Annotated in this window: 17 protein-coding genes and 1 riboswitch; of the genes, 8 read left to right on the forward strand and 9 right to left on the reverse strand. The window is 70.9% G+C overall.

Translation table 11 applies throughout. The features are described 5' to 3' along the window. Window positions 1-28 precede the first annotated feature (28 nt). The gene (locus ABZ532_RS01520; RefSeq protein WP_361278384.1) at window positions 29-637 is read left to right on the forward strand and encodes a TetR/AcrR family transcriptional regulator; all 609 of its coding nucleotides are present in this window, start codon (window positions 29-31) and stop codon (window positions 635-637) included. A 416-nt stretch (window positions 638-1,053) separates the two neighbouring features. Further along, the gene (locus tag ABZ532_RS01525; RefSeq protein ID WP_361278386.1) at window positions 1,054-2,526 is read left to right on the forward strand and encodes an NAD(P)/FAD-dependent oxidoreductase; all 1,473 of its coding nucleotides are present in this window, start codon (window positions 1,054-1,056) and stop codon (window positions 2,524-2,526) included. Between the two features lie 237 nt (window positions 2,527-2,763). Here ABZ532_RS01525 and ABZ532_RS01530 read toward each other — a convergent pair whose 3' ends face one another. From ABZ532_RS01530 to ABZ532_RS01555, 6 genes are all read right to left on the reverse strand, one after another. Then, entirely contained in the window at window positions 2,764-3,600 is an 837-nt protein-coding gene (locus tag ABZ532_RS01530; RefSeq protein WP_361278389.1) for a hypothetical protein, read from the reverse strand. A 52-nt stretch (window positions 3,601-3,652) separates the two neighbouring features. Further along, a complete protein-coding gene (gene metF, locus ABZ532_RS01535; protein WP_361278392.1) occupies window positions 3,653-4,570 on the reverse strand; it encodes a methylenetetrahydrofolate reductase [NAD(P)H] in 918 nt (305 codons plus the stop codon). A gap of 75 nt (window positions 4,571-4,645) precedes the next feature. Then, a complete protein-coding gene (thiE, locus tag ABZ532_RS01540; protein WP_361278394.1) occupies window positions 4,646-5,305 on the reverse strand; it encodes a thiamine phosphate synthase in 660 nt (219 codons plus the stop codon). Between the two features lie 130 nt (window positions 5,306-5,435). Further along, on the reverse strand, window positions 5,436-5,801 hold the full coding sequence (locus ABZ532_RS01545) for an Rv2175c family DNA-binding protein (RefSeq protein ID WP_361278396.1): 366 nt from the start codon (window positions 5,799-5,801) through the stop codon (window positions 5,436-5,438). A 43-nt stretch (window positions 5,802-5,844) separates the two neighbouring features. Then, a complete protein-coding gene (locus ABZ532_RS01550) occupies window positions 5,845-7,104 on the reverse strand; it encodes an FAD-dependent oxidoreductase (RefSeq protein WP_361278398.1) in 1,260 nt (419 codons plus the stop codon). 28 nt (window positions 7,105-7,132) lie between these two features. After that, the gene (locus ABZ532_RS01555; RefSeq protein WP_361278400.1) at window positions 7,133-7,501 is read right to left on the reverse strand and encodes a hypothetical protein; all 369 of its coding nucleotides are present in this window, start codon (window positions 7,499-7,501) and stop codon (window positions 7,133-7,135) included. Between the two features lie 52 nt (window positions 7,502-7,553). Continuing rightward, window positions 7,554-7,667, forward strand: a riboswitch (TPP riboswitch). Between ABZ532_RS01555 and thiO the strand changes: the two genes are divergently transcribed. From thiO to ABZ532_RS01580, 5 genes are all read left to right on the forward strand, one after another. Next, window positions 7,659-8,861 carry a glycine oxidase ThiO gene (gene thiO / locus ABZ532_RS01560; protein WP_361278403.1) on the forward strand — a complete coding sequence of 401 codons (1,203 nt, stop codon included), beginning with the start codon at window positions 7,659-7,661 and terminating at the stop codon, window positions 8,859-8,861. Its footprint overlaps the riboswitch before it by 9 nt. Next, entirely contained in the window at window positions 8,858-9,076 is a 219-nt protein-coding gene (thiS, locus tag ABZ532_RS01565) for a sulfur carrier protein ThiS (RefSeq protein WP_361278405.1), read from the forward strand. The genes thiO and thiS overlap by 4 nt, the downstream gene beginning before the upstream one ends. Window positions 9,077-9,084: 8 nt before the next feature. After that, on the forward strand, window positions 9,085-9,879 hold the full coding sequence (locus ABZ532_RS01570) for a thiazole synthase (protein WP_361278407.1): 795 nt from the start codon (window positions 9,085-9,087) through the stop codon (window positions 9,877-9,879). Window positions 9,880-10,011: 132 nt separating this feature from the next. Further along, window positions 10,012-11,955, forward strand: a complete 1,944-nt coding sequence (gene pknB, locus ABZ532_RS01575; protein WP_361278409.1) for a Stk1 family PASTA domain-containing Ser/Thr kinase — start codon at window positions 10,012-10,014, stop codon at window positions 11,953-11,955. 6 nt (window positions 11,956-11,961) lie between these two features. Next, the gene (locus ABZ532_RS01580) at window positions 11,962-12,816 is read left to right on the forward strand and encodes a deoxyribonuclease IV (protein ID WP_361278412.1); all 855 of its coding nucleotides are present in this window, start codon (window positions 11,962-11,964) and stop codon (window positions 12,814-12,816) included. 45 nt (window positions 12,817-12,861) lie between these two features. Here ABZ532_RS01580 and ABZ532_RS01585 read toward each other — a convergent pair whose 3' ends face one another. Beyond that, window positions 12,862-13,494 carry a sulfite oxidase-like oxidoreductase gene (locus ABZ532_RS01585; protein WP_361278414.1) on the reverse strand — a complete coding sequence of 211 codons (633 nt, stop codon included), beginning with the start codon at window positions 13,492-13,494 and terminating at the stop codon, window positions 12,862-12,864. Window positions 13,495-13,650: 156 nt separating this feature from the next. Here ABZ532_RS01585 and bfr point away from each other — a divergent pair, with 156 nt between their 5' ends. Beyond that, window positions 13,651-14,130 carry a bacterioferritin gene (bfr, locus tag ABZ532_RS01590; protein ID WP_361278417.1) on the forward strand — a complete coding sequence of 160 codons (480 nt, stop codon included), beginning with the start codon at window positions 13,651-13,653 and terminating at the stop codon, window positions 14,128-14,130. Between the two features lie 21 nt (window positions 14,131-14,151). Here bfr and ABZ532_RS01595 read toward each other — a convergent pair whose 3' ends face one another. Further along, on the reverse strand, window positions 14,152-14,448 hold the full coding sequence (locus tag ABZ532_RS01595) for a (2Fe-2S)-binding protein (RefSeq protein WP_361278666.1): 297 nt from the start codon (window positions 14,446-14,448) through the stop codon (window positions 14,152-14,154). Window positions 14,449-14,634: 186 nt separating this feature from the next. Continuing rightward, window positions 14,635-15,981: a class II 3-deoxy-7-phosphoheptulonate synthase gene (locus ABZ532_RS01600; RefSeq protein WP_361278668.1), complete on the reverse strand. Its 1,347-nt coding sequence runs from the start codon at window positions 15,979-15,981 to the stop codon at window positions 14,635-14,637. Window positions 15,982-16,232 lie beyond the last annotated feature (251 nt).

Below are 16,232 nucleotides of genomic sequence, written 5' to 3' on the forward strand. Positions count from 1 at the left end.
GATCACCGGACCTGTGAGAATCAACGCCATGAACAGCAGCAGCACCCGGCGGCAGGCGACGCGCGCCAAGCTCTACGAAGCCGCCGTGACCCTCATCGCCGAACAGGGATTCTCCGCGACGACCGTCGACGAGATCGCCGAGCGGGCGGGGGTCGCGAAGGGCACGGTCTACTACAACTTCAAGAGCAAGACCGAGCTCTTCGAGGAGCTGCTGCGGTACGGGGTGGGCCTGCTCACCGCGTCCCTGCAGGCGGCGGCGGAGGAGACGGAGGAGCGGGGCGGCACCCGTGTCGAGGCCCTGGACGCGATGGTCAGGGCAGGCCTGGTCTTCATCGACCGCTACCCCGCCTTCACCCAGCTGTACGTCGCCGAGCTGTGGCGCACCAACCGTGCCTGGCAGTCGACGCTGATGGTGGTGCGCCAGCAGGCGGTGGCCGTGGTGGAGACCGTGCTGCGGGAGGGCGTCGATCGCGGCGAGCTGAGCGAGGATATCGATGTGCAGCTCACCGCGGCCGCGCTCGTCGGGATGGTGCTGGTGGCCGCGCTCGACTGGCAGGCGTTCCAGCCGGAGCGGTCGATCGACGATGTCCACTCGGCGCTGTCCCGGCTGCTGCACGGGCGGGTCAGCGGGCGCTGAGCACGGCCCCCGGGCCGGCTGGAGAAACGAGAAACCGGTCCGGCGAAGCTCGATCCCCCTGAGCTTCGCCGGACCGGCGTTTCCCCCCGCTCCCCCCGTGTCCCCCCGTCCCCTGTTCCCCCGTTCTCCCCGTCTCCCCCGTGGCGTTGCCCGGGACCACGGCCCCCGTTCCCCTGTTTCCCCCGGATCCGGGCAACCCCGTCGGACCGGTACGCCGCGCCGTTCCGCCGCCCCGTGCCGGCGGTGCGGCGCCGCGCCCTTTCCATGGCCCCCACTCTTCCTTCCGCGCAGGTGGGACCCCATCCGCGCGCCTACTCATCTCGCGGCCTAGGTACGGATACTCAGAGCCCCGTGCTCATCCCCAGGCCGCTCCCCGGCGCGGTCCGCTGTCAGTGCCTGCCGATACAGTCCCTGACATGGCACGGATTGCGGTGATCGGCGCGGGGATGGGCGCCATGGCGGCGGCGGCCCGGCTCGCGGTGGCAGGGCACCGGGTGACGGTCCACGAGCGCTCGGAGACCTTCGGCGGTGCGGTGGGCGGATTCGAGCGGGACGGCTTCGCCTTCGACACGGGCCCCGGTCTGCTGCACCTGCCCGCGGTGTACCGCGATCTGTTCCTGAAGACCGGCAAACAACCGCTGGAGAGCCTGGTCGAGATGGCCCAGGTGGAACCGGCGAGCCGCCATCTGTTCGCCGACGGCACGGAGGTGTCCCTGCCGAACGCCTCACACGGTGGCGCCGTCGCCGCGCTGGACTCGGCGCTCGGCTCAGGGGCCGGTGAACGGTGGGGCGATTTCCTGAAGCGCGCGCGCGAGTGCTGGGACCGCTCACGCCGCCCCCTGCTCGAGGAGCCGCTGTGGCCCAACTGGCAGGTGCTGGGCCGTGAGCCGTATCCGGCGCTGCGGCAGCGCCGGTTGCTGCGTGTCCGGCAGGCCGCCACGCTGGCCCAGGTCGGTGCCTGGGAGCTGGACGATCCCCGGCTCGCGACCCTGCTCGACGCATGCGCCCTGTCGTACGGACTCGACCCGAGGCGGGTCCCGGCCAGTGCCGCGCTGCTTCCGTACATGGAGCAGGCGTTCGGGGCCTGGTATGTCCGCGGTGGGATGCGGTCCCTCGCGCGGGCGGTGTACGAGCGCTGCCTGGAGCGCGGGGTGGAGTTCGTCTTCAGCAGCGAGGTGACCGGCGTCCTCGAACGGGACGGCAGGGCCGCCGGCCTGGAGCTCGCCGACGGCTCCACGGTCGAGGCGGACCAGGTGGTGGCGGCTGCCGGGCGCGGCGGGCTCGGCGAGCGGAAGCTGTGGCGTGACGGCGAGGTCCGGCCCACCGCGGCGGACACGGACCCTGGCCGGTTCACGGTGCTGCTGGCCCTGCGCGGAGCCCGCCCCGCGGGAGCCGCGCACCGAGCCGTGGTGCACTCCCCCGACACCGCGGCCGAGGCCGCGGCGGTCTTCGGCGATGGGCCGACCGCGCACCCGACGGTCACCGTGCTGCGTCCGGACGACCCGGCGAACCGTCCGGACGACGCCCACGAGGCGGTCACCCTGACCGCGACGGTCTCGGGCGATCCGGCGCGCTGGGCGGATGGGGCGGTGCGCGAGCGCTGTGCGGACACCCTGATCACCGCCGCGGAGCGGGTGATCCCGGACCTACGGGAGCGCCTGCTCTGGCGCGAGGTCCTCACCCCGGCCGAGACGGGCCGGGTCCGCCCGCCCGCGCTGGCGGGCGAAGGCGGTGCGTACCTCCGCCCCTCGAACAGCACCGCCTTGCCCGGCCTCCACCTGGCAGGCGGCTGGTCCCACCCGGGCGGCGGCCTGGCCCACGCGGGCATGTCGGGTGCGCTGGTGGCAGGCCTGATCGTGGAGGGCGAGGACTTCCGCGGCTCGCAGTGAGCATGCGCCGGGCTGTCGGCGCGGCCACTCCACGGTGCCGGGCGGGCAGGCCCGGTCTGTCCTGGGGCGTTGTTGCGAAAGTAGCGCCGTCCGCCCGGAGGGTGGGGCTCGCGGCGTCTGGTGCGTGCGATCGCAAGGCGGAGGGTCATCCTCGTACTGGACGTACTTGGCTGAGTCCGACAACGCAGCGAGTGTGCGTACCAGACGCCGCGTGCCAGGCGGGGCTCGCAACACGCCTTAGTAGCGGTACGGCTGCTGCTGGCCGTTCTCGTAACCGTCGTAGCCGTATTCGTAACCCGTGTTCGGGTAGCCGTACGACTGCTGCGGTGCCTGAGGCTCCTGGTCTCCGTCGCGCTGCTGGGGCACCCAGACTCCGCCCGGCGGGGTCTCCTGGTAGCCCTGCTGGGTGGCGTAGGGGTCGCCGTACTGCTGCTGGCTCTGCTGCGCGGCATAAGGGTCGTCGTACGACCCGTAGCTGGGGGTGCCGACGTACGGGTCGGAGTATGCGGCGTACTGCTGCTGACCAGCGCCGTAGTCGTACTGCGCGGCGTATGCGTCCTGCGCCTGCGCCGCGCTCGGCTGCTCGTACGGGGAGCTGTAGCTGCCGTAGCCCTCGTAGACGCCGTACTGGCTCGTGTCATCCGGCAACGGCACCGGTTCGTACACCGGCTTCACACCCTCGTGCGGCTCACGCGGTTCGTACGGCTCGTACTGCTCATCGGCTCCCGGCTCGTACGCGAGGTCCGAGACCTCGAGCGTGGGCTCACGCTGGGCCGCGGCACCAGCTCCGGAGGCCTTGCGGCGGCGGCTTGCCCCCGGCTTCCCCCCTATGGCCCAGCCCGTCGAGAACCCTCGCCGGAAGGACAACGTCACATATGTCTGACCGACCGCGAAGCACACCGCGCCGACCCCGATGACGATCACGTTCGGCAGCAGCACGCCCAGGACGACGCCGAGGAACCCGACGAACGCGAGCAGGCGCCAGCGCAGCCGCGCCTTGTACTGGAGCAGAACCTCGCCCAGCAGCCATAGCGCGACAATGCCGAACGCGATGTAGAGCGCCGTCCAGCCCATGCCCGCCCCTCCTCATCGGCCGCCGCCGGGGGTGTAGGCGGGGTGTGGCCGGTTACGACTGCTCGTGCAGTCCGAGATTCTCGTAGATTTCCAGTGTCGCGGTGGAGTTGTTGAGCGTAATGAAATGCAGACCGGGGACACCCTCGGACAGCAGTCGTGCACCGAACTCCGTCGCGAACTCGATGCCAATGGAGCGTACAGCGGCGGGGTCGTCGCCGACCGCGCGCATCCTCTCCTCGAGCGCGGCGGGAAAGGCCGCATTGCTCAGCTGACGGAACCGCTCGATCTGCTTCACGCTGGTCACGGGCATGATCTCGGGAATGATCGGGGTCGAACAGCCCGCCGCGGCGACTCGGTCACACAGTCGGAAGTAGTCGTCAGGGTCGAAGAACATCTGGGTGATCGCATAGTCGGCACCGGCCCGGCACTTGGCCACGAAGTGCTTGACGTCCGTGTCCCAGTCGGTGGATCGCGGATGCATCTCGGGGAAGGCGGCGACACCGACACAGAAGTCGCCGGCGTCCTTGATCAGCCGGACCAGATCGGCGGCATGGGTGACACCGTCCGGGTGATCGACCCATTCGCCCATGGGGTCACCGGGCGGGTCGCCGCGCAGGGCCAGCATGTTGCGGATACCCGCGTCGGCGAACTGGCCGATCATATTGCGCAGTTCGGCGATGGAATGGCCCACCGCGGTGAGGTGGGCGACCGGGGTCAGGGTGCTGTCCGCGGCGATCTCCTGGGTGGCCTTGACCGTGCCGGAGCGGGTCGAGCCCCCGGCACCGTAGGTCACGGAGACAAAGCTCGGGCGTACCGCCTCGACTCTGCGCAGCGCGTTCCAGAGATTGCGCTCGCCTCTCTCCGTCTTGGGCGCCCAGAACTCAAAGGAGTACGAGGTCTTGCCGGTCGCCAGCAGCTCGCGCACGGTGTGGGCGCGGTCCGTCCTGGTCGAAGCTGTACCAAGGGCCATATTCGCAGGTTAGCCGGGGCTACCGGGGGACCCAACCGATGTCCACTTTTCGGACAGGAACTGTTCGCATTCAGCCTAGACCCCTGAATCACCGCATCCACGTATCCGCATGCTGAGATCGGCCGCCGCAGCGCCGGGGTCGTCGGCCTCGGTGATCGCCCGGACGACGACGACACGACGGGCTCCCGCTTCCAGCACCTGCTCCAGATTGCCCGCGTCGATCCCGCCGATCGCGAACCAGGGGCGGTCCTGCGGGAGCGAGGCGGCATAGCGCACCAGGTCGAGCCCGGGTGCCGGGCGTCCCGGCTTGGTGGGGGTGGGCCAGCAGGGCCCCGTGCAGTAGTAGTCGACGCCAGGCTGGACGGCCGCCGCAGCGACCTCCTCCGGGGCGTGGGTGGAACGCCCGATGAGCACCTCGTCACCGAGGATGGCCCGGGCCGCCGGGACGGGCAGATCGCCCTGGCCCAGGTGCAGCACGCCGGACCCGATGGCATGGGCGACATCGGCCCGGTCGTTCACCGCGAGCAGTTTTCCGTGGCGGCGGCAGGCATCGGCGAAGACGGCCAGGTGCTCGAGCTCCTCACCGGCCTCCATGCCCTTGTCCCGGAGCTGCACGATGTCCACACCGGAGGAGAGCACCGCGTCCAGGAACTGGGGGAGGTCGCCCTGGCTTCTGCGGGCATCGGTGCAGAGATAGAGCCGCGCGTCGGACAGACGGGCGCGTGCGGTGGACATGGGCTGCTCCCCCGTGGTTCGTCGGCTTGCCGGGCGGCAGCGGTGTACGAAACCGGTCGCGCCGGGCGCATGGCTGCCCGGGCGGCCGGTCGTACACCGCTGCCGCTGGTGTGGTTCAGGGTTCGGAACGTCAGACGGCGAGCGCCTGGGCCCGGCGCTTCACCTCCGTGCCGCGATTCTCGCTGAGTGCCTCCGCGGGGGTGCCCGGCAGGGTGGGGTCTGGTGTGAAGAGCCACTCGAGCATCTCTTCGTCGGTGAAGCCGTCGTCCCTCAGGAGCGTCAAGGTGCCGGACAGGCCCTTGACCACCTTGTCGCCCTGGATGAAGGCGGCCGGCACCTGGAGCGTCCGGTTCTCACCACGGCGCACGGCGATCAGCTGCCCCTCCTTGACGAGCTGGCGCACGCGCGTCACCTCGACATCGAGCATTTCCGCGATGTCCGGCAGGTGGAGCCAGGCGGGGACGAGAGCATCGATCTTTGCGTCAATCTCGGTCACAGGACAAGCCTGCCATCCCGCACTGACAGCCGGTAGCCGGGCCCTATGCGACTGCCGCCTTCAGAGGGACCCCGGGATCCCCCGCACGGGCGGGGTCCAGGCGGGCGCCCGCCTCGATGAGGCGGCGGCCCTGGGTCACGTCACGGGGCCTGCCGACCGCCAGGACCGCGGCCAGTGCGCCGTCTTTCAGCCACAGCACGGACCAGCCGGAATCCGCCGCGGGGTCACCCCGCCGAATGAGTGTCCCGGCGCCCTCGTGGTGGCCCGCGTACTGCACGAAGCGGCCGAACTGCTCGGACCAGAAGTACGGCACCGGGTCATAGGTCAGCGGCGGCTCGCCCTCAGCGCCGTGCAGCGCCCGCAGCACATTGGCTGCGACCGCGCGCGGGCCCTGGAGGGCGTTGTCCCAGTGGTGCACGAGGAGCCGTCCGCCGTAGCGCCGTGAGGGGAAGGAGGCGCAGTCGCCCACCGCGTACACGTCCGGCAGCGTGGTGTGCAGCTGAGCGTCGGCGGTGATCGATCCGTCCGGCCCGAGGCCGATGCCCGAGCCGGCGAGCCAGCCGGTCGCCGGACGCGCGCCGATGCCCACGACGACGGCGCCTGCCGTCAGCCGCCGGACCTCCCCGCCCCCGGCCTCTGCGCCCTCGGCGATGACGACCGCCCCGGGCTCGACGGCGGCGACACGTGCGTCCGTGAGGAGGGCGGCTCCGCTCTCGGCGTACCAGTCGGCCATCGGCCCGGTCACCTCGGCGGGCAGGGCACCCGCGAGGGGCCGGTCGGCCGCCTCCACCACGGTGACCGCGCAGCCGGCCTGGCGCGCGGCGGTGGCGAACTCCGCTCCGATCCAGCCCGCGCCGACCACCACGATGTCGTGCTGCCGCTCCAGCACGGGGCGCAGCCGCCGTGCGTCGTCGAGGGTGCGCAGCAGATGGACGCCCTGGACGCCTTCGGTGCCGGGCAGGGTGAGGGGCTCGGCGCCGGTGGCGATCACCAGGGTGTCGTACGGGACGGGGCCCGCCTCGGTGTCGAGCTCATGAGCGTCCGGGCGCAGCCCGGTGACCTCGCGGCCCAGCCGGAGGTCGATGTCGAGCGCGTCGAAGTCGACGTCGAGTGCGGAGCCCTCTGCGGTGCCGAGCAGCACGGCCTTGGAGAGCGGAGGCCGGTCATAGGGCTGGTGCGGCTCGGCGCCGATCAGAGTGAGGCCGCCGGTGTAGCCCTGTTCGCGCAGGGCCACCGCGGTCTGCACCCCGGCCATCCCGGCCCCGGCGATGACGACTCGACGCTGCGTGGTGTGCTCGTTCACCAGGCCAGCCTAATCATCTGACGAGCCGTCAGGAAGCTTGGCGGTCGGCCGGAGTCCCGGCCGGGAGCTCTTCGACGACGCTGGTGCCCCTGCCGTCCCGGGACTCCCACTCCCAAGTCTCCTCAAGGCGCACCCGCCCGTCCGGGAGTTGGACCACCGTGGAGACGCAGTGCCCGGATGCCGTCGTTCCGTCCCGCTTGAGCTGGACATAGCGGAAGTCCAGCCGGTCGCCGTCCCGGGTGCCGACGAGGCGCCCGCGGACCACGTCCCCGCCCTCGTACTCGGCCCACACCTGGCCGTCCCGCTCGTGGTAGGCGAACCGGGTCCGAATGCCCACCTGGCCCGGGGCCTGGTCCGCCACAGGGGCGAGGACGAGTCCGTCGAGCGAGCGGGTCACGGTGCGGGCTCCCTTACTGCGAGTTGATGACCGGAGTTAGGCTGACCACCGTACTGCTACTCGCGGGAGCCCGGCCGCACCGGGCTGAGAGGGAGGCTGAGGCGGCCTCCGACCGTACGAACCTGATCCGGGTCATGCCGGCGAAGGGAGGGTCCGGATGCCCGTGCATCCACGGACGTCCGCCGACGTCCTTGTCGTCGGGGGCGGAATCATCGGCCTGGTCACGGCCTGGCGGTCGGCGCAGCGCGGACTGCGTACGGCGCTCGCCGACCCCGATCCGGGCGGCGGGGCCGCACAGGTCGCTGCCGGCATGCTGGCAGCCGTCACCGAGCTGCACTACGGCGAGGAGACGCTCCTCGGCCTCAATCTCGCCTCCGCCCGGCGCTATCCGGACTTCGTCGCGGAGCTTGAGGAGGCGAGCGGCCAGGACACCGGTTACCGGGCCTGCGGGACGCTCGCGGTCGCGCTGGACGCGGACGACCGGGCTCATCTGCGCGAGCTGCACGCGCTCCAGCGCCGCTGCGGGCTGGAGTCGGTGTGGCTCACCGGACGCGAGTGCCGCCGGCTCGAACCGATGCTCGCCCCGGGCGTCAGAGGCGGACTGCGGGTCGACGGTGATCATCAGATCGACCCGCGGCGGCTGGCGAGTGCGCTGGTGGTGGCCTGCGAGCGGGCGGGGGTGGTCTTCCACCGCACATGGGCGGCCGGACTCACGGTCGAGGGCGACCGCGCCACCGGGGCGGTGCTCGGCCCGCCCGGGGCTCCCACCGCCGACGGCCCCGGAGCTGCCCATGAGGTGGTCGCGGATCAGGTGGTGCTGGCCGCGGGCAGTCTCAGCGGCCGGCTGGCCGGTGTGCCCGACGAGGTCCTGCCTCCGGTGCGGCCGGTGAAGGGGCAGGTGCTGCGGCTGACGGTGCCGGGTCCGCGCGCCCCGTTCCTGTCGCGGACGGTACGGGCCGTGGTGCGGGGCAGCCAGGTGTACCTGGTGCCCCGTGAGAACGGCGAGCTGGTCGTGGGCGCCACGAGCGAGGAGCTGGGCTGGGACACCACGGTCACGGCGGGCGGGGTGTACGAGCTGCTGCGCGACGCCCATGAGCTGGTGCCGGGCATCACCGAACTGCCGCTCACCGAGACCCGTGCGGGCCTGCGGCCCGGCTCGCCGGACAACGCGCCGCTGCTCGGACCTACGGAGCTGCCCGGGCTGCTGCTCGCCACCGGGCACTACCGCAACGGTGTACTGCTGACCCCGGTGACCGGCGACGCCCTGGCCGACGCCCTGGTCACGGGGGAACTGCCGGAAGAGGCCCGCCCCTTCGCTCCTCATCGCTTCTCTCCCGCACGCCAGGAGGCGTCCGTATGAGCACGACCGTGAATCCGACCGTCTCCGTCAACGGGGAGCCGCGGGAAATCGCGGCGGGTACGAGCCTCGGCACGCTGGTCGCGACACTGACCGCGGCTCGCTCCGGCGTCGCGGCCGCGGTGAACGAGTCGGTCGTCCCGCGCAGCGAGTGGCCGGGGACCCCGCTCGGTGACGGCGACCGGGTCGAGATCCTCACCGCGGTGCAGGGCGGGTGACCGGGCTCATGGCAGACGACCGTTTCGTGCTGGGCGGGGTGGAGTTCTCGTCCCGGCTGATCATGGGTACGGGCGGGGCGCCGAGCCTCGACGTCCTGGAGCGCGCGCTGGTCGCCAGCGGTACGGAGCTCACGACGGTGGCGATGCGGCGGCTGGATCCGACCGTGCGGGGCTCCGTGCTGTCGGTGCTCGACCGGCTGGGCATCCGGGTGCTGCCCAACACCGCGGGCTGCTTCACGGCGGGCGAGGCCGTGCTCACGGCACGGCTGGCCCGCGAGGCGCTGGGCACGCACTGGATCAAGCTCGAGGTGGTCGCCGACGAGCGCACTCTGCTGCCCGACCCGGTGGAGCTGCTGGACGCCGCCGAGGTACTGGTGGACGACGGCTTCGTCGTGCTGCCGTACACCAGCGACGATCCGGTCCTCGCCCGGAAGCTGGAGGAGGTGGGCTGCGCGGCGATCATGCCGCTGGGTTCCCCGATCGGATCCGGGCTCGGCATCCGCAACCCGCACAACTTCCAGCTCATCACCGAGCAGGCCGGTGTCCCGGTGATCCTGGACGCCGGGGCGGGCACCGCGTCGGACGCGGCCCTGGCGATGGAGCTGGGCTGCGAGGCGGTGATGCTCGCCTCTGCGGTCACCCGGGCCCAGGAGCCGGCGCTGATGGCCTCCGCGATGCGCCACGCGGTCGAGGCGGGCCGCCTGGCACACCGCGCCGGCAGGATCCCGCGCCGCCATTTCGCCCAGGCGTCCTCACCGGTCGGCGGGCGGGCGGTGCTGGACCCGGAGCGCCCGGCGTTCTGAGTACGCCGCCGGGCCGCGATGCTACCCAGCGAGCGGCTTCTCACACCCGCGCGTCACAGCCGCGCTTCAGTACGGTTCCGGGGATGGTCCTGGGGGACAACGGCCCCTCGTCCGGCTCGTAGACTCGCCTGCGTGGATACGACCCTTCAGGACCCCCTCGTCGGGCAGCTGCTCGACGGCCGCTACCGCGTCGACGCGCGTATCGCCGTCGGCGGGATGGCCACGGTCTACCGGGCCGTGGACATCCGGCTCGACCGGGTGCTCGCCCTCAAGGTGATGCACCCGGAGCTCGCGGCGGACGCGTCCTTCGTGGAGCGCTTCATCCGTGAGGCCAAGTCCGTGGCCCGGCTGTCCCACCCCAATGTGGTGGGGGTGTACGACCAGGGGGCACAGGGCGCTTACGTCTATCTGGCGATGGAGTACGTCCCGGGATGCAATCTGCGCGATGTGCTGCGCGAGCGGGGCGCGCTCCAGCCGCGGGCCGCGCTCGACATCCTGGAGCCGGTGCTGGCGGCGCTGGGGGCGGCGCACAGGGCCGGGTTCGTGCACCGGGACATGAAGCCGGAAAACGTGCTGATAGGCGATGACGGCCGGGTCAAGGTGGCCGACTTCGGGCTTGTCAGGGCCGTGGGGTCGGTGACGAACACCACGGGCTCGGTGCTCGGGACAGTGTCCTATCTCGCACCGGAGCAGATCGAGTCCGGCACCGCCGGCACCCAGGCCGATGTCTACGCCTGCGGGGTGGTCCTCTACGAGATGCTGACCGGCGACAAGCCGCACACCGGGGACTCCCCCGCGCAGGTGCTCTACCAGCATCTGCACGAGGACGTGCCCGCACCGTCCGCCGCCGTACCCGGGCTCGCCGCCGAGCTGGACGGCCTGGTCGCGGGGGCCACCGCCCGCGCTCCGGAGCAGCGCCCGGCCGACGCCGTCGCGCTGCTGGCCCACGCCCGCGAGGCGCGTGCCGCCCTCAGCGACGCGCAGCTCGACGCCGTACCGCCGCAGTCCAGGACCGCCGCGCACGACGGCGCCGACGACCGTACGAGTGTGATCCCGCGTGCCGTCCCGTCAGCGACGCACACCACGGCAGCGCCCGGGGTCGTGGAGCACACCAGCCGCCTGGAGCTGCCGGCCGATGCCCCGGAGGGGTTCCAGCCTTCGGGGCACGGACACTCGCGCCCGCGGCGGCCCCGCCGGGGAGTGCTCGCGGCTGTCGTGGCCGCGCTGCTCCTGCTCGGGGTCGGCACCGGGGTCTGGTACATCAATTCCGGGCAGTTCACGAGGGTGCCCTCCGTGCTCGGCAAGACCGAGTCGGAGGCCAGGAAGCGCCTCATCGACGCCGGACTCGAGGTGGAGCCGTCCAAGAAGGACTACAGCGAGGTCTTCAAGCGCGGGACCGTCATGGCCGCCGACCCCGAGCAGGGCAAGCGCATCCGGCACAACGGCTCGGTGACGCTGACGATCTCCCGGGGCCCCGAGATCGTCAAGGTGCCCGAGCTGGAGGGGCTGAGCCTCTCCGAAGCGCGCAGCGCCCTGCGCAAGGTGGGTCTGGCTCCGGGCGTGGTCACCAGGGAGTTCGACGAAGAGGCCGCCCAGGGCACCGTCACCGGCTCGGATCCGGTGACCGGCACCGGAGCGCGCCCGGACTCCGCCGTCGCGCTGGTCGTGAGCAAGGGTGCGCCGATCGACACCCCCGGGGTCGTCGGCGAGACCGTCGAGGACGCCACGGCCGCGCTCGAGGAGGCGGGACTGAAGGTCAAGGTCGCCCCGCGGCAGGTCCACTCCCCCGAGGAGGCCGGTACCGTCGCCGCTCAGTCCCCTGCTGAGGGCGGCCAGGTGGCCGCGGGCGACACGATCAACCTCACCGTCTCCAAGGGCCCGCGCATGGTCGAGGTGCCGGATGTCACCGGCGACAACGTCGAGTCGGCGACCAGCGAGCTCAAGAAGGCCGGCTTCGAGGTGAAGGTCGAGCGCAGCTTCCCCTTCCTGGGCAACGAGATCGAGAGCCAGTCCGTGGCCGGGGGCGAGCAGGCACCCGAGGGCAGCACCATCACCATCAAGACCAAGGGACTCTGAGAGACGATGCACAACCCCGTCGGCGCCCACGTTCCCGTAGCCGGCGGCCTCGCCAGGACGGGCCTGGCGTACGCGCGCGAGATCGGCGCCGAGACCGTCCAGGTCTTCGTGGCCAATCCGCGCGGCTGGGCGACGCCTCCCGGGAATCCCGCGCAGGACGAGCGCTTTCGCGCCGACTGCGCGGCCGCGGGGATACCGGTGTACGTACACGCCCCGTATCTGATCAACTTCGGCTCGCACACCCCTGCGACCGCCGAGAGCTCCGTGGAGTCGATGCGGCACTCGCTGCGCCGGGGCCGGGAGATCGGGGCGCTGGGCGTGGTCGTGCACACGGGTTCGGCCACCGGGGGCCGCTCGCGGGAGGTGGCGTTGCGGCAGGTGCGCGACCTGGTGCTGCCGCTGCTCGACGAGCTCACGCACGACGAGGATCCGGTGCTGCTGCTGGAGTCCACCGCCGGACAGGGCTTCTCGCTCTGTGCCACGATCGAGGACCTCGGGCCGTATTTCGCGGCGCTGGACGCCCACCCGAAGCTGGGCGTCTGCCTCGACACGTGTCATGTCTTCGCCGCCGGGCACGACCTGTCCGCGCCGGGCGGGGTCAAGGAGACCCTGGATCTGATGGTGGAGACGGTGGGCGAGGGAAGGCTGAAGCTGGTCCACGCCAATGATTCGAAGGAGCCGTGGGGGTCGCACCGGGACCGGCACGCGAACATCGGCGCGGGCCATATCGGCGAGGAGGCGTTCCGGGAGCTGATGGCGCATCCCGCCGCCGACGGGGTGCCGCTGATCATCGAGACCCCGGGGCCGAAGGACGCCTACGCGGCCGATGTGGCACGGCTGAAGGGCCTGCGCCTGCCCTGACGGGTGACGCCGAACCGGCCCCGGCCGGTCACCGTCAGCTCGTCGTCAGAGCTCGGGGCCGTCCCCGGGCTGCTCCTGGTAGGAGTAGCGCTGCTCCCGCCAGGGGTCGCCGATGTTGTGGTAGCCCCGTTCCTCCCAGAAGCCCCGGCGGTCCGTGGTCATGTACTCCACGCCCCGCACCCACTTCGGTCCCTTCCACGCGTACAGATGCGGTACGACGAGCCGCAGCGGGAAACCGTGTTCGGCGGTGAGCAGCTCACCGTCCTTGTGGGTGGCGAAGATCGCGCGGTCGGAGAAGAAGTCGGCGAGCCGGAGATTGGCGCTGTAGCCGTACTCGGCCCAGACCATGACATGGGTGACGGACGGTGCGGGCGGGGCCAGCTCGACGATGGTCCGGGCGGGGACCCCACCCCATTCGGCCCCGAGCATGCTGAATTTCGTCACGCAGTGCAGATCGGCCACGATCGTGGCGAACGGCAGGGCCGAGAACTCCTCGTGGTTCCAGCAGTGCTTCTCGCCGTCCGCTGTGGCGCCGAAAACCCGGAACTCCCAGCGCTCGGCCCTGAACTTGGGGACGGGACCGTAGTGGGTGACGGGCCAGCCACGCTGCATTCGCTGCCCCGGAGGGAGCCCGGACTGCTCGGACTCGCGTATCTCCCGGCTCTCCGGCTGACCCATGCCATCCATGGTGACAGACCGGGAGGGGTGGTCATGACCAGGTCTGGGCCGATTCGGGCAACTCCTACTAAGCATGCACTTACTGGACGGTCATGGATCACGGTGCGAGGATGCGGCCATCCTGCCCCAGTCACACGCGCGGAAGGAGCCTCTGCGATGCAGGGCGACCCTGAGGTCATCGAGTTCCTCAATGAGCAGCTGACTGCCGAATTGACCGCGATCAACCAGTACTTCCTGCACGCGAAGATGCAGGAGAACTTCGGCTGGACCAAGCTCGCCAAGTACACCCGGGCCGAATCGTTCGACGAGATGAAGCACGCGGAGGTGCTGACCGACCGGATCCTGTTCCTGGAGGGCCTCCCGAACTACCAGCGGCTCTTCCACGTGCGGATCGGGCAGACGGTCACCGAGATGTTCCAGGCCGACCGGCAGGTCGAGGTCGAGGCCATCGACCGGCTGCGGCGCGGGATCGAGGTCATGCGGAACAAGGGCGACATCACGTCGGCCAACATCTTCGAGTCGATCCTGGCCGACGAGGAGCACCACATCGACTATCTCGACACGCAGCTGGAGCTGGTCGAGAAGCTCGGGGAGCCGCTGTACATCGCCCAGCTGATCGAGCAGCCCGAGAGCTGAGGGCCGAGGGCCGCAGGGAACTCAGGCGGCTTCGGGCAGTGCCTGCGGGATGTCCGGTGTCTCGGCCGACGGGTCGTCCGAGGCGCCAAGCGTCGCGTCGTGGCCGAGCGACAGCGCGGCGGTGCGGTCGCCCTTCTCGAGAAGCTCGCGGCGGGGGCACGCGCCACGGCCGAGAAGCCCCTGGATGCGCCGGACGCACGATCCGCAGTCCGTGCCCGCTTTGGATACCGAGGCGATCTGGCGGGGGGTGCAGGCACCGGCCTCCGCGTGCTCCTTGACCTGCTTCTCGGTGATGCCGAAGCACGAGCAGACGTACACGCGGTTCACCTCCCGATGGGATCGGATCGTCGGATCGGATCGATAGTGGCGCCGTCCCCGATGATCGGTGAGGCTAACCTAACCTTACCTGCCGCCCCTGGGTGGCAAAAGCCCCGGACGCGACTGTGGGGCGCGGATCACAAGGATCCGCGCCCCACAGTCGTGTACAGCCGTGCATACAGGTCACTACTGGTCCCGGTACATCTCCGCCACCAGGAAGGCCAGGTCCAGCGACTGGCTGCGGTTGAGCCGCGGGTCGCAGGCCGTCTCGTAGCGCTGGTGCAGGTCGTCCACGAAGATCTCGTCACCGCCGCCCACACACTCGGTGACGTCATCGCCGGTGAGCTCGACATGGATGCCACCGGGGTGCGTACCGAGGGCCTTGTGGACCTCGAAGAAGCCCTTGACCTCGTCCAGCACATCGTCGAAGCGGCGGGTCTTGTGCCCGGAAGCCGCCTCGAAGGTGTTGCCGTGCATCGGGTCGGTCACCCAGGCCACCGTGGCACCGGATGCCGTCACCTTCTCGACCAGCTCGGGGAGCCGGTCACGGACCTTGTCGGCGCCCATGCGGACGATGAAGGTCAGCCGGCCGGGCTCGCGCTCCGGGTCCAGCTTGTCGATGTACCGCAGGGCCTCGTCGACCGTGGTGGTCGGGCCGAGCTTCACACCGATGGGGTTGCGGACCTTCGACGCGAACTCGATGTGCGCACCGTCCATCTGCCGGGTGCGCTCACCGATCCACAGCATGTGGCCCGAGACGTCGTAGAGCTGTCCGGTACGGGAGTCGGTACGGGTCAGCGCCGACTCGTAGTCCAGGAGCAGGGCCTCGTGGGAGGCGAAGAACTCGACGGTGCGGAACTCGGCCGGGTCGGTACCGCAGGCCTTCATGAAGTTCAGCGCGTTGTCGATCTCGCGCGCGAGTTGCTCGTAGCGCTGCCCCGACGGGGACGACTTCACGAAGTCCTGGTTCCAGGCGTGCACCTGGCGCAGGTCGGCGTAACCACCGGTGGTGAAGGCGCGCACCAGGTTCAGCGTCGAAGCGGAGGCGTGGTACATCCGCTTCAGGCGCTCGGGGTCCGGGATGCGGGCCTCTTCGGTGAAGTCGAAGCCGTTGACGGAGTCGCCCCGGTAGGTCGGGAGGGTCACACCGTCGCGGGTCTCGTTGGGCTTGGAGCGCGGCTTCGAGTACTGGCCGGCGATCCTGCCCACCTTGACGACCGGCACCGACGCGGCGTACGTCAGCACCGCGCCCATCTGGAGCAGGGTCTTGAGCTTGTTGCGGATGTGCTCGGCGGACACGGCGTCGAACGCCTCCGCGCAGTCGCCGCCCTGGAGCAGGAACGCCTCGCCCCTGGCGACGGCTCCCATCCGGGCGCGCAGCTGATCGCACTCGCCCGCGAAGACGAGCGGCGGATACGACTCGAGGTCCGCGATCACATCGCGCAGAGCCTCGGCATCGGGGTACTCGGGCTGCTGCGCCGCGGGCAGGTTTCGCCAGGTGTTGCCACCGGTGTCGGTGGTCTTAGCGTTCACGGTCACCCCGACAACATTACGGGGTCGCACGCGGAGTCCAGACCTCTGCTCATTTTTTGAGACAACCCTCGCCAATCCATGATCGTCTCCGCTGCTCGGGCGAAGCCCGGAGACCATGGGCCGGAGCACTCCGTATACGCTCTCCCGCGGATGGGGGACTGACAATGGACACCGGCGGCGTGGGCGGTTAGGGCGACGTGCGAGGGGCGCGGACAGCAACGGCGATCACCGGGGCAGTGCTGTGCCTCGGT

Source organism: Streptomyces sp. NPDC019396 (assembly GCF_040632375.1).
In the GTDB taxonomy this organism is placed as follows: Bacteria; Actinomycetota; Actinomycetes; order Streptomycetales; family Streptomycetaceae; genus Streptomyces.

Bases quoted from the DNA above. Each gene is read 5' to 3' on its own strand.
- thiS (WP_361278405.1), top strand. From the start codon at position 8,858: ATGAGCACGACCGTGAATCCGACCGTCTCCGTCAACGGGGAGCCGCGG.
- ABZ532_RS01570 (WP_361278407.1), top strand. From the start codon at position 9,085: ATGGCAGACGACCGTTTCGTGCTGGGCGGGGTGGAGTTCTCGTCCCGG.
- thiE (WP_361278394.1), bottom strand. From the start codon at position 5,305: ATGTCCACCGCACGCGCCCGTCTGTCCGACGCGCGGCTCTATCTCTGC.
- thiO (WP_361278403.1), top strand. From the start codon at position 7,659: ATGCCCGTGCATCCACGGACGTCCGCCGACGTCCTTGTCGTCGGGGGC.
- metF (WP_361278392.1), bottom strand. From the start codon at position 4,570: ATGGCCCTTGGTACAGCTTCGACCAGGACGGACCGCGCCCACACCGTG.
- ABZ532_RS01525 (WP_361278386.1), top strand. From the start codon at position 1,054: ATGGCACGGATTGCGGTGATCGGCGCGGGGATGGGCGCCATGGCGGCG.
- ABZ532_RS01585 (WP_361278414.1), bottom strand. From the start codon at position 13,494: ATGGGTCAGCCGGAGAGCCGGGAGATACGCGAGTCCGAGCAGTCCGGG.
- ABZ532_RS01520 (WP_361278384.1), top strand. From the start codon at position 29: ATGAACAGCAGCAGCACCCGGCGGCAGGCGACGCGCGCCAAGCTCTAC.
- ABZ532_RS01580 (WP_361278412.1), top strand. From the start codon at position 11,962: ATGCACAACCCCGTCGGCGCCCACGTTCCCGTAGCCGGCGGCCTCGCC.
- bfr (WP_361278417.1), top strand. From the start codon at position 13,651: ATGCAGGGCGACCCTGAGGTCATCGAGTTCCTCAATGAGCAGCTGACT.
- ABZ532_RS01530 (WP_361278389.1), bottom strand. From the start codon at position 3,600: ATGGGCTGGACGGCGCTCTACATCGCGTTCGGCATTGTCGCGCTATGG.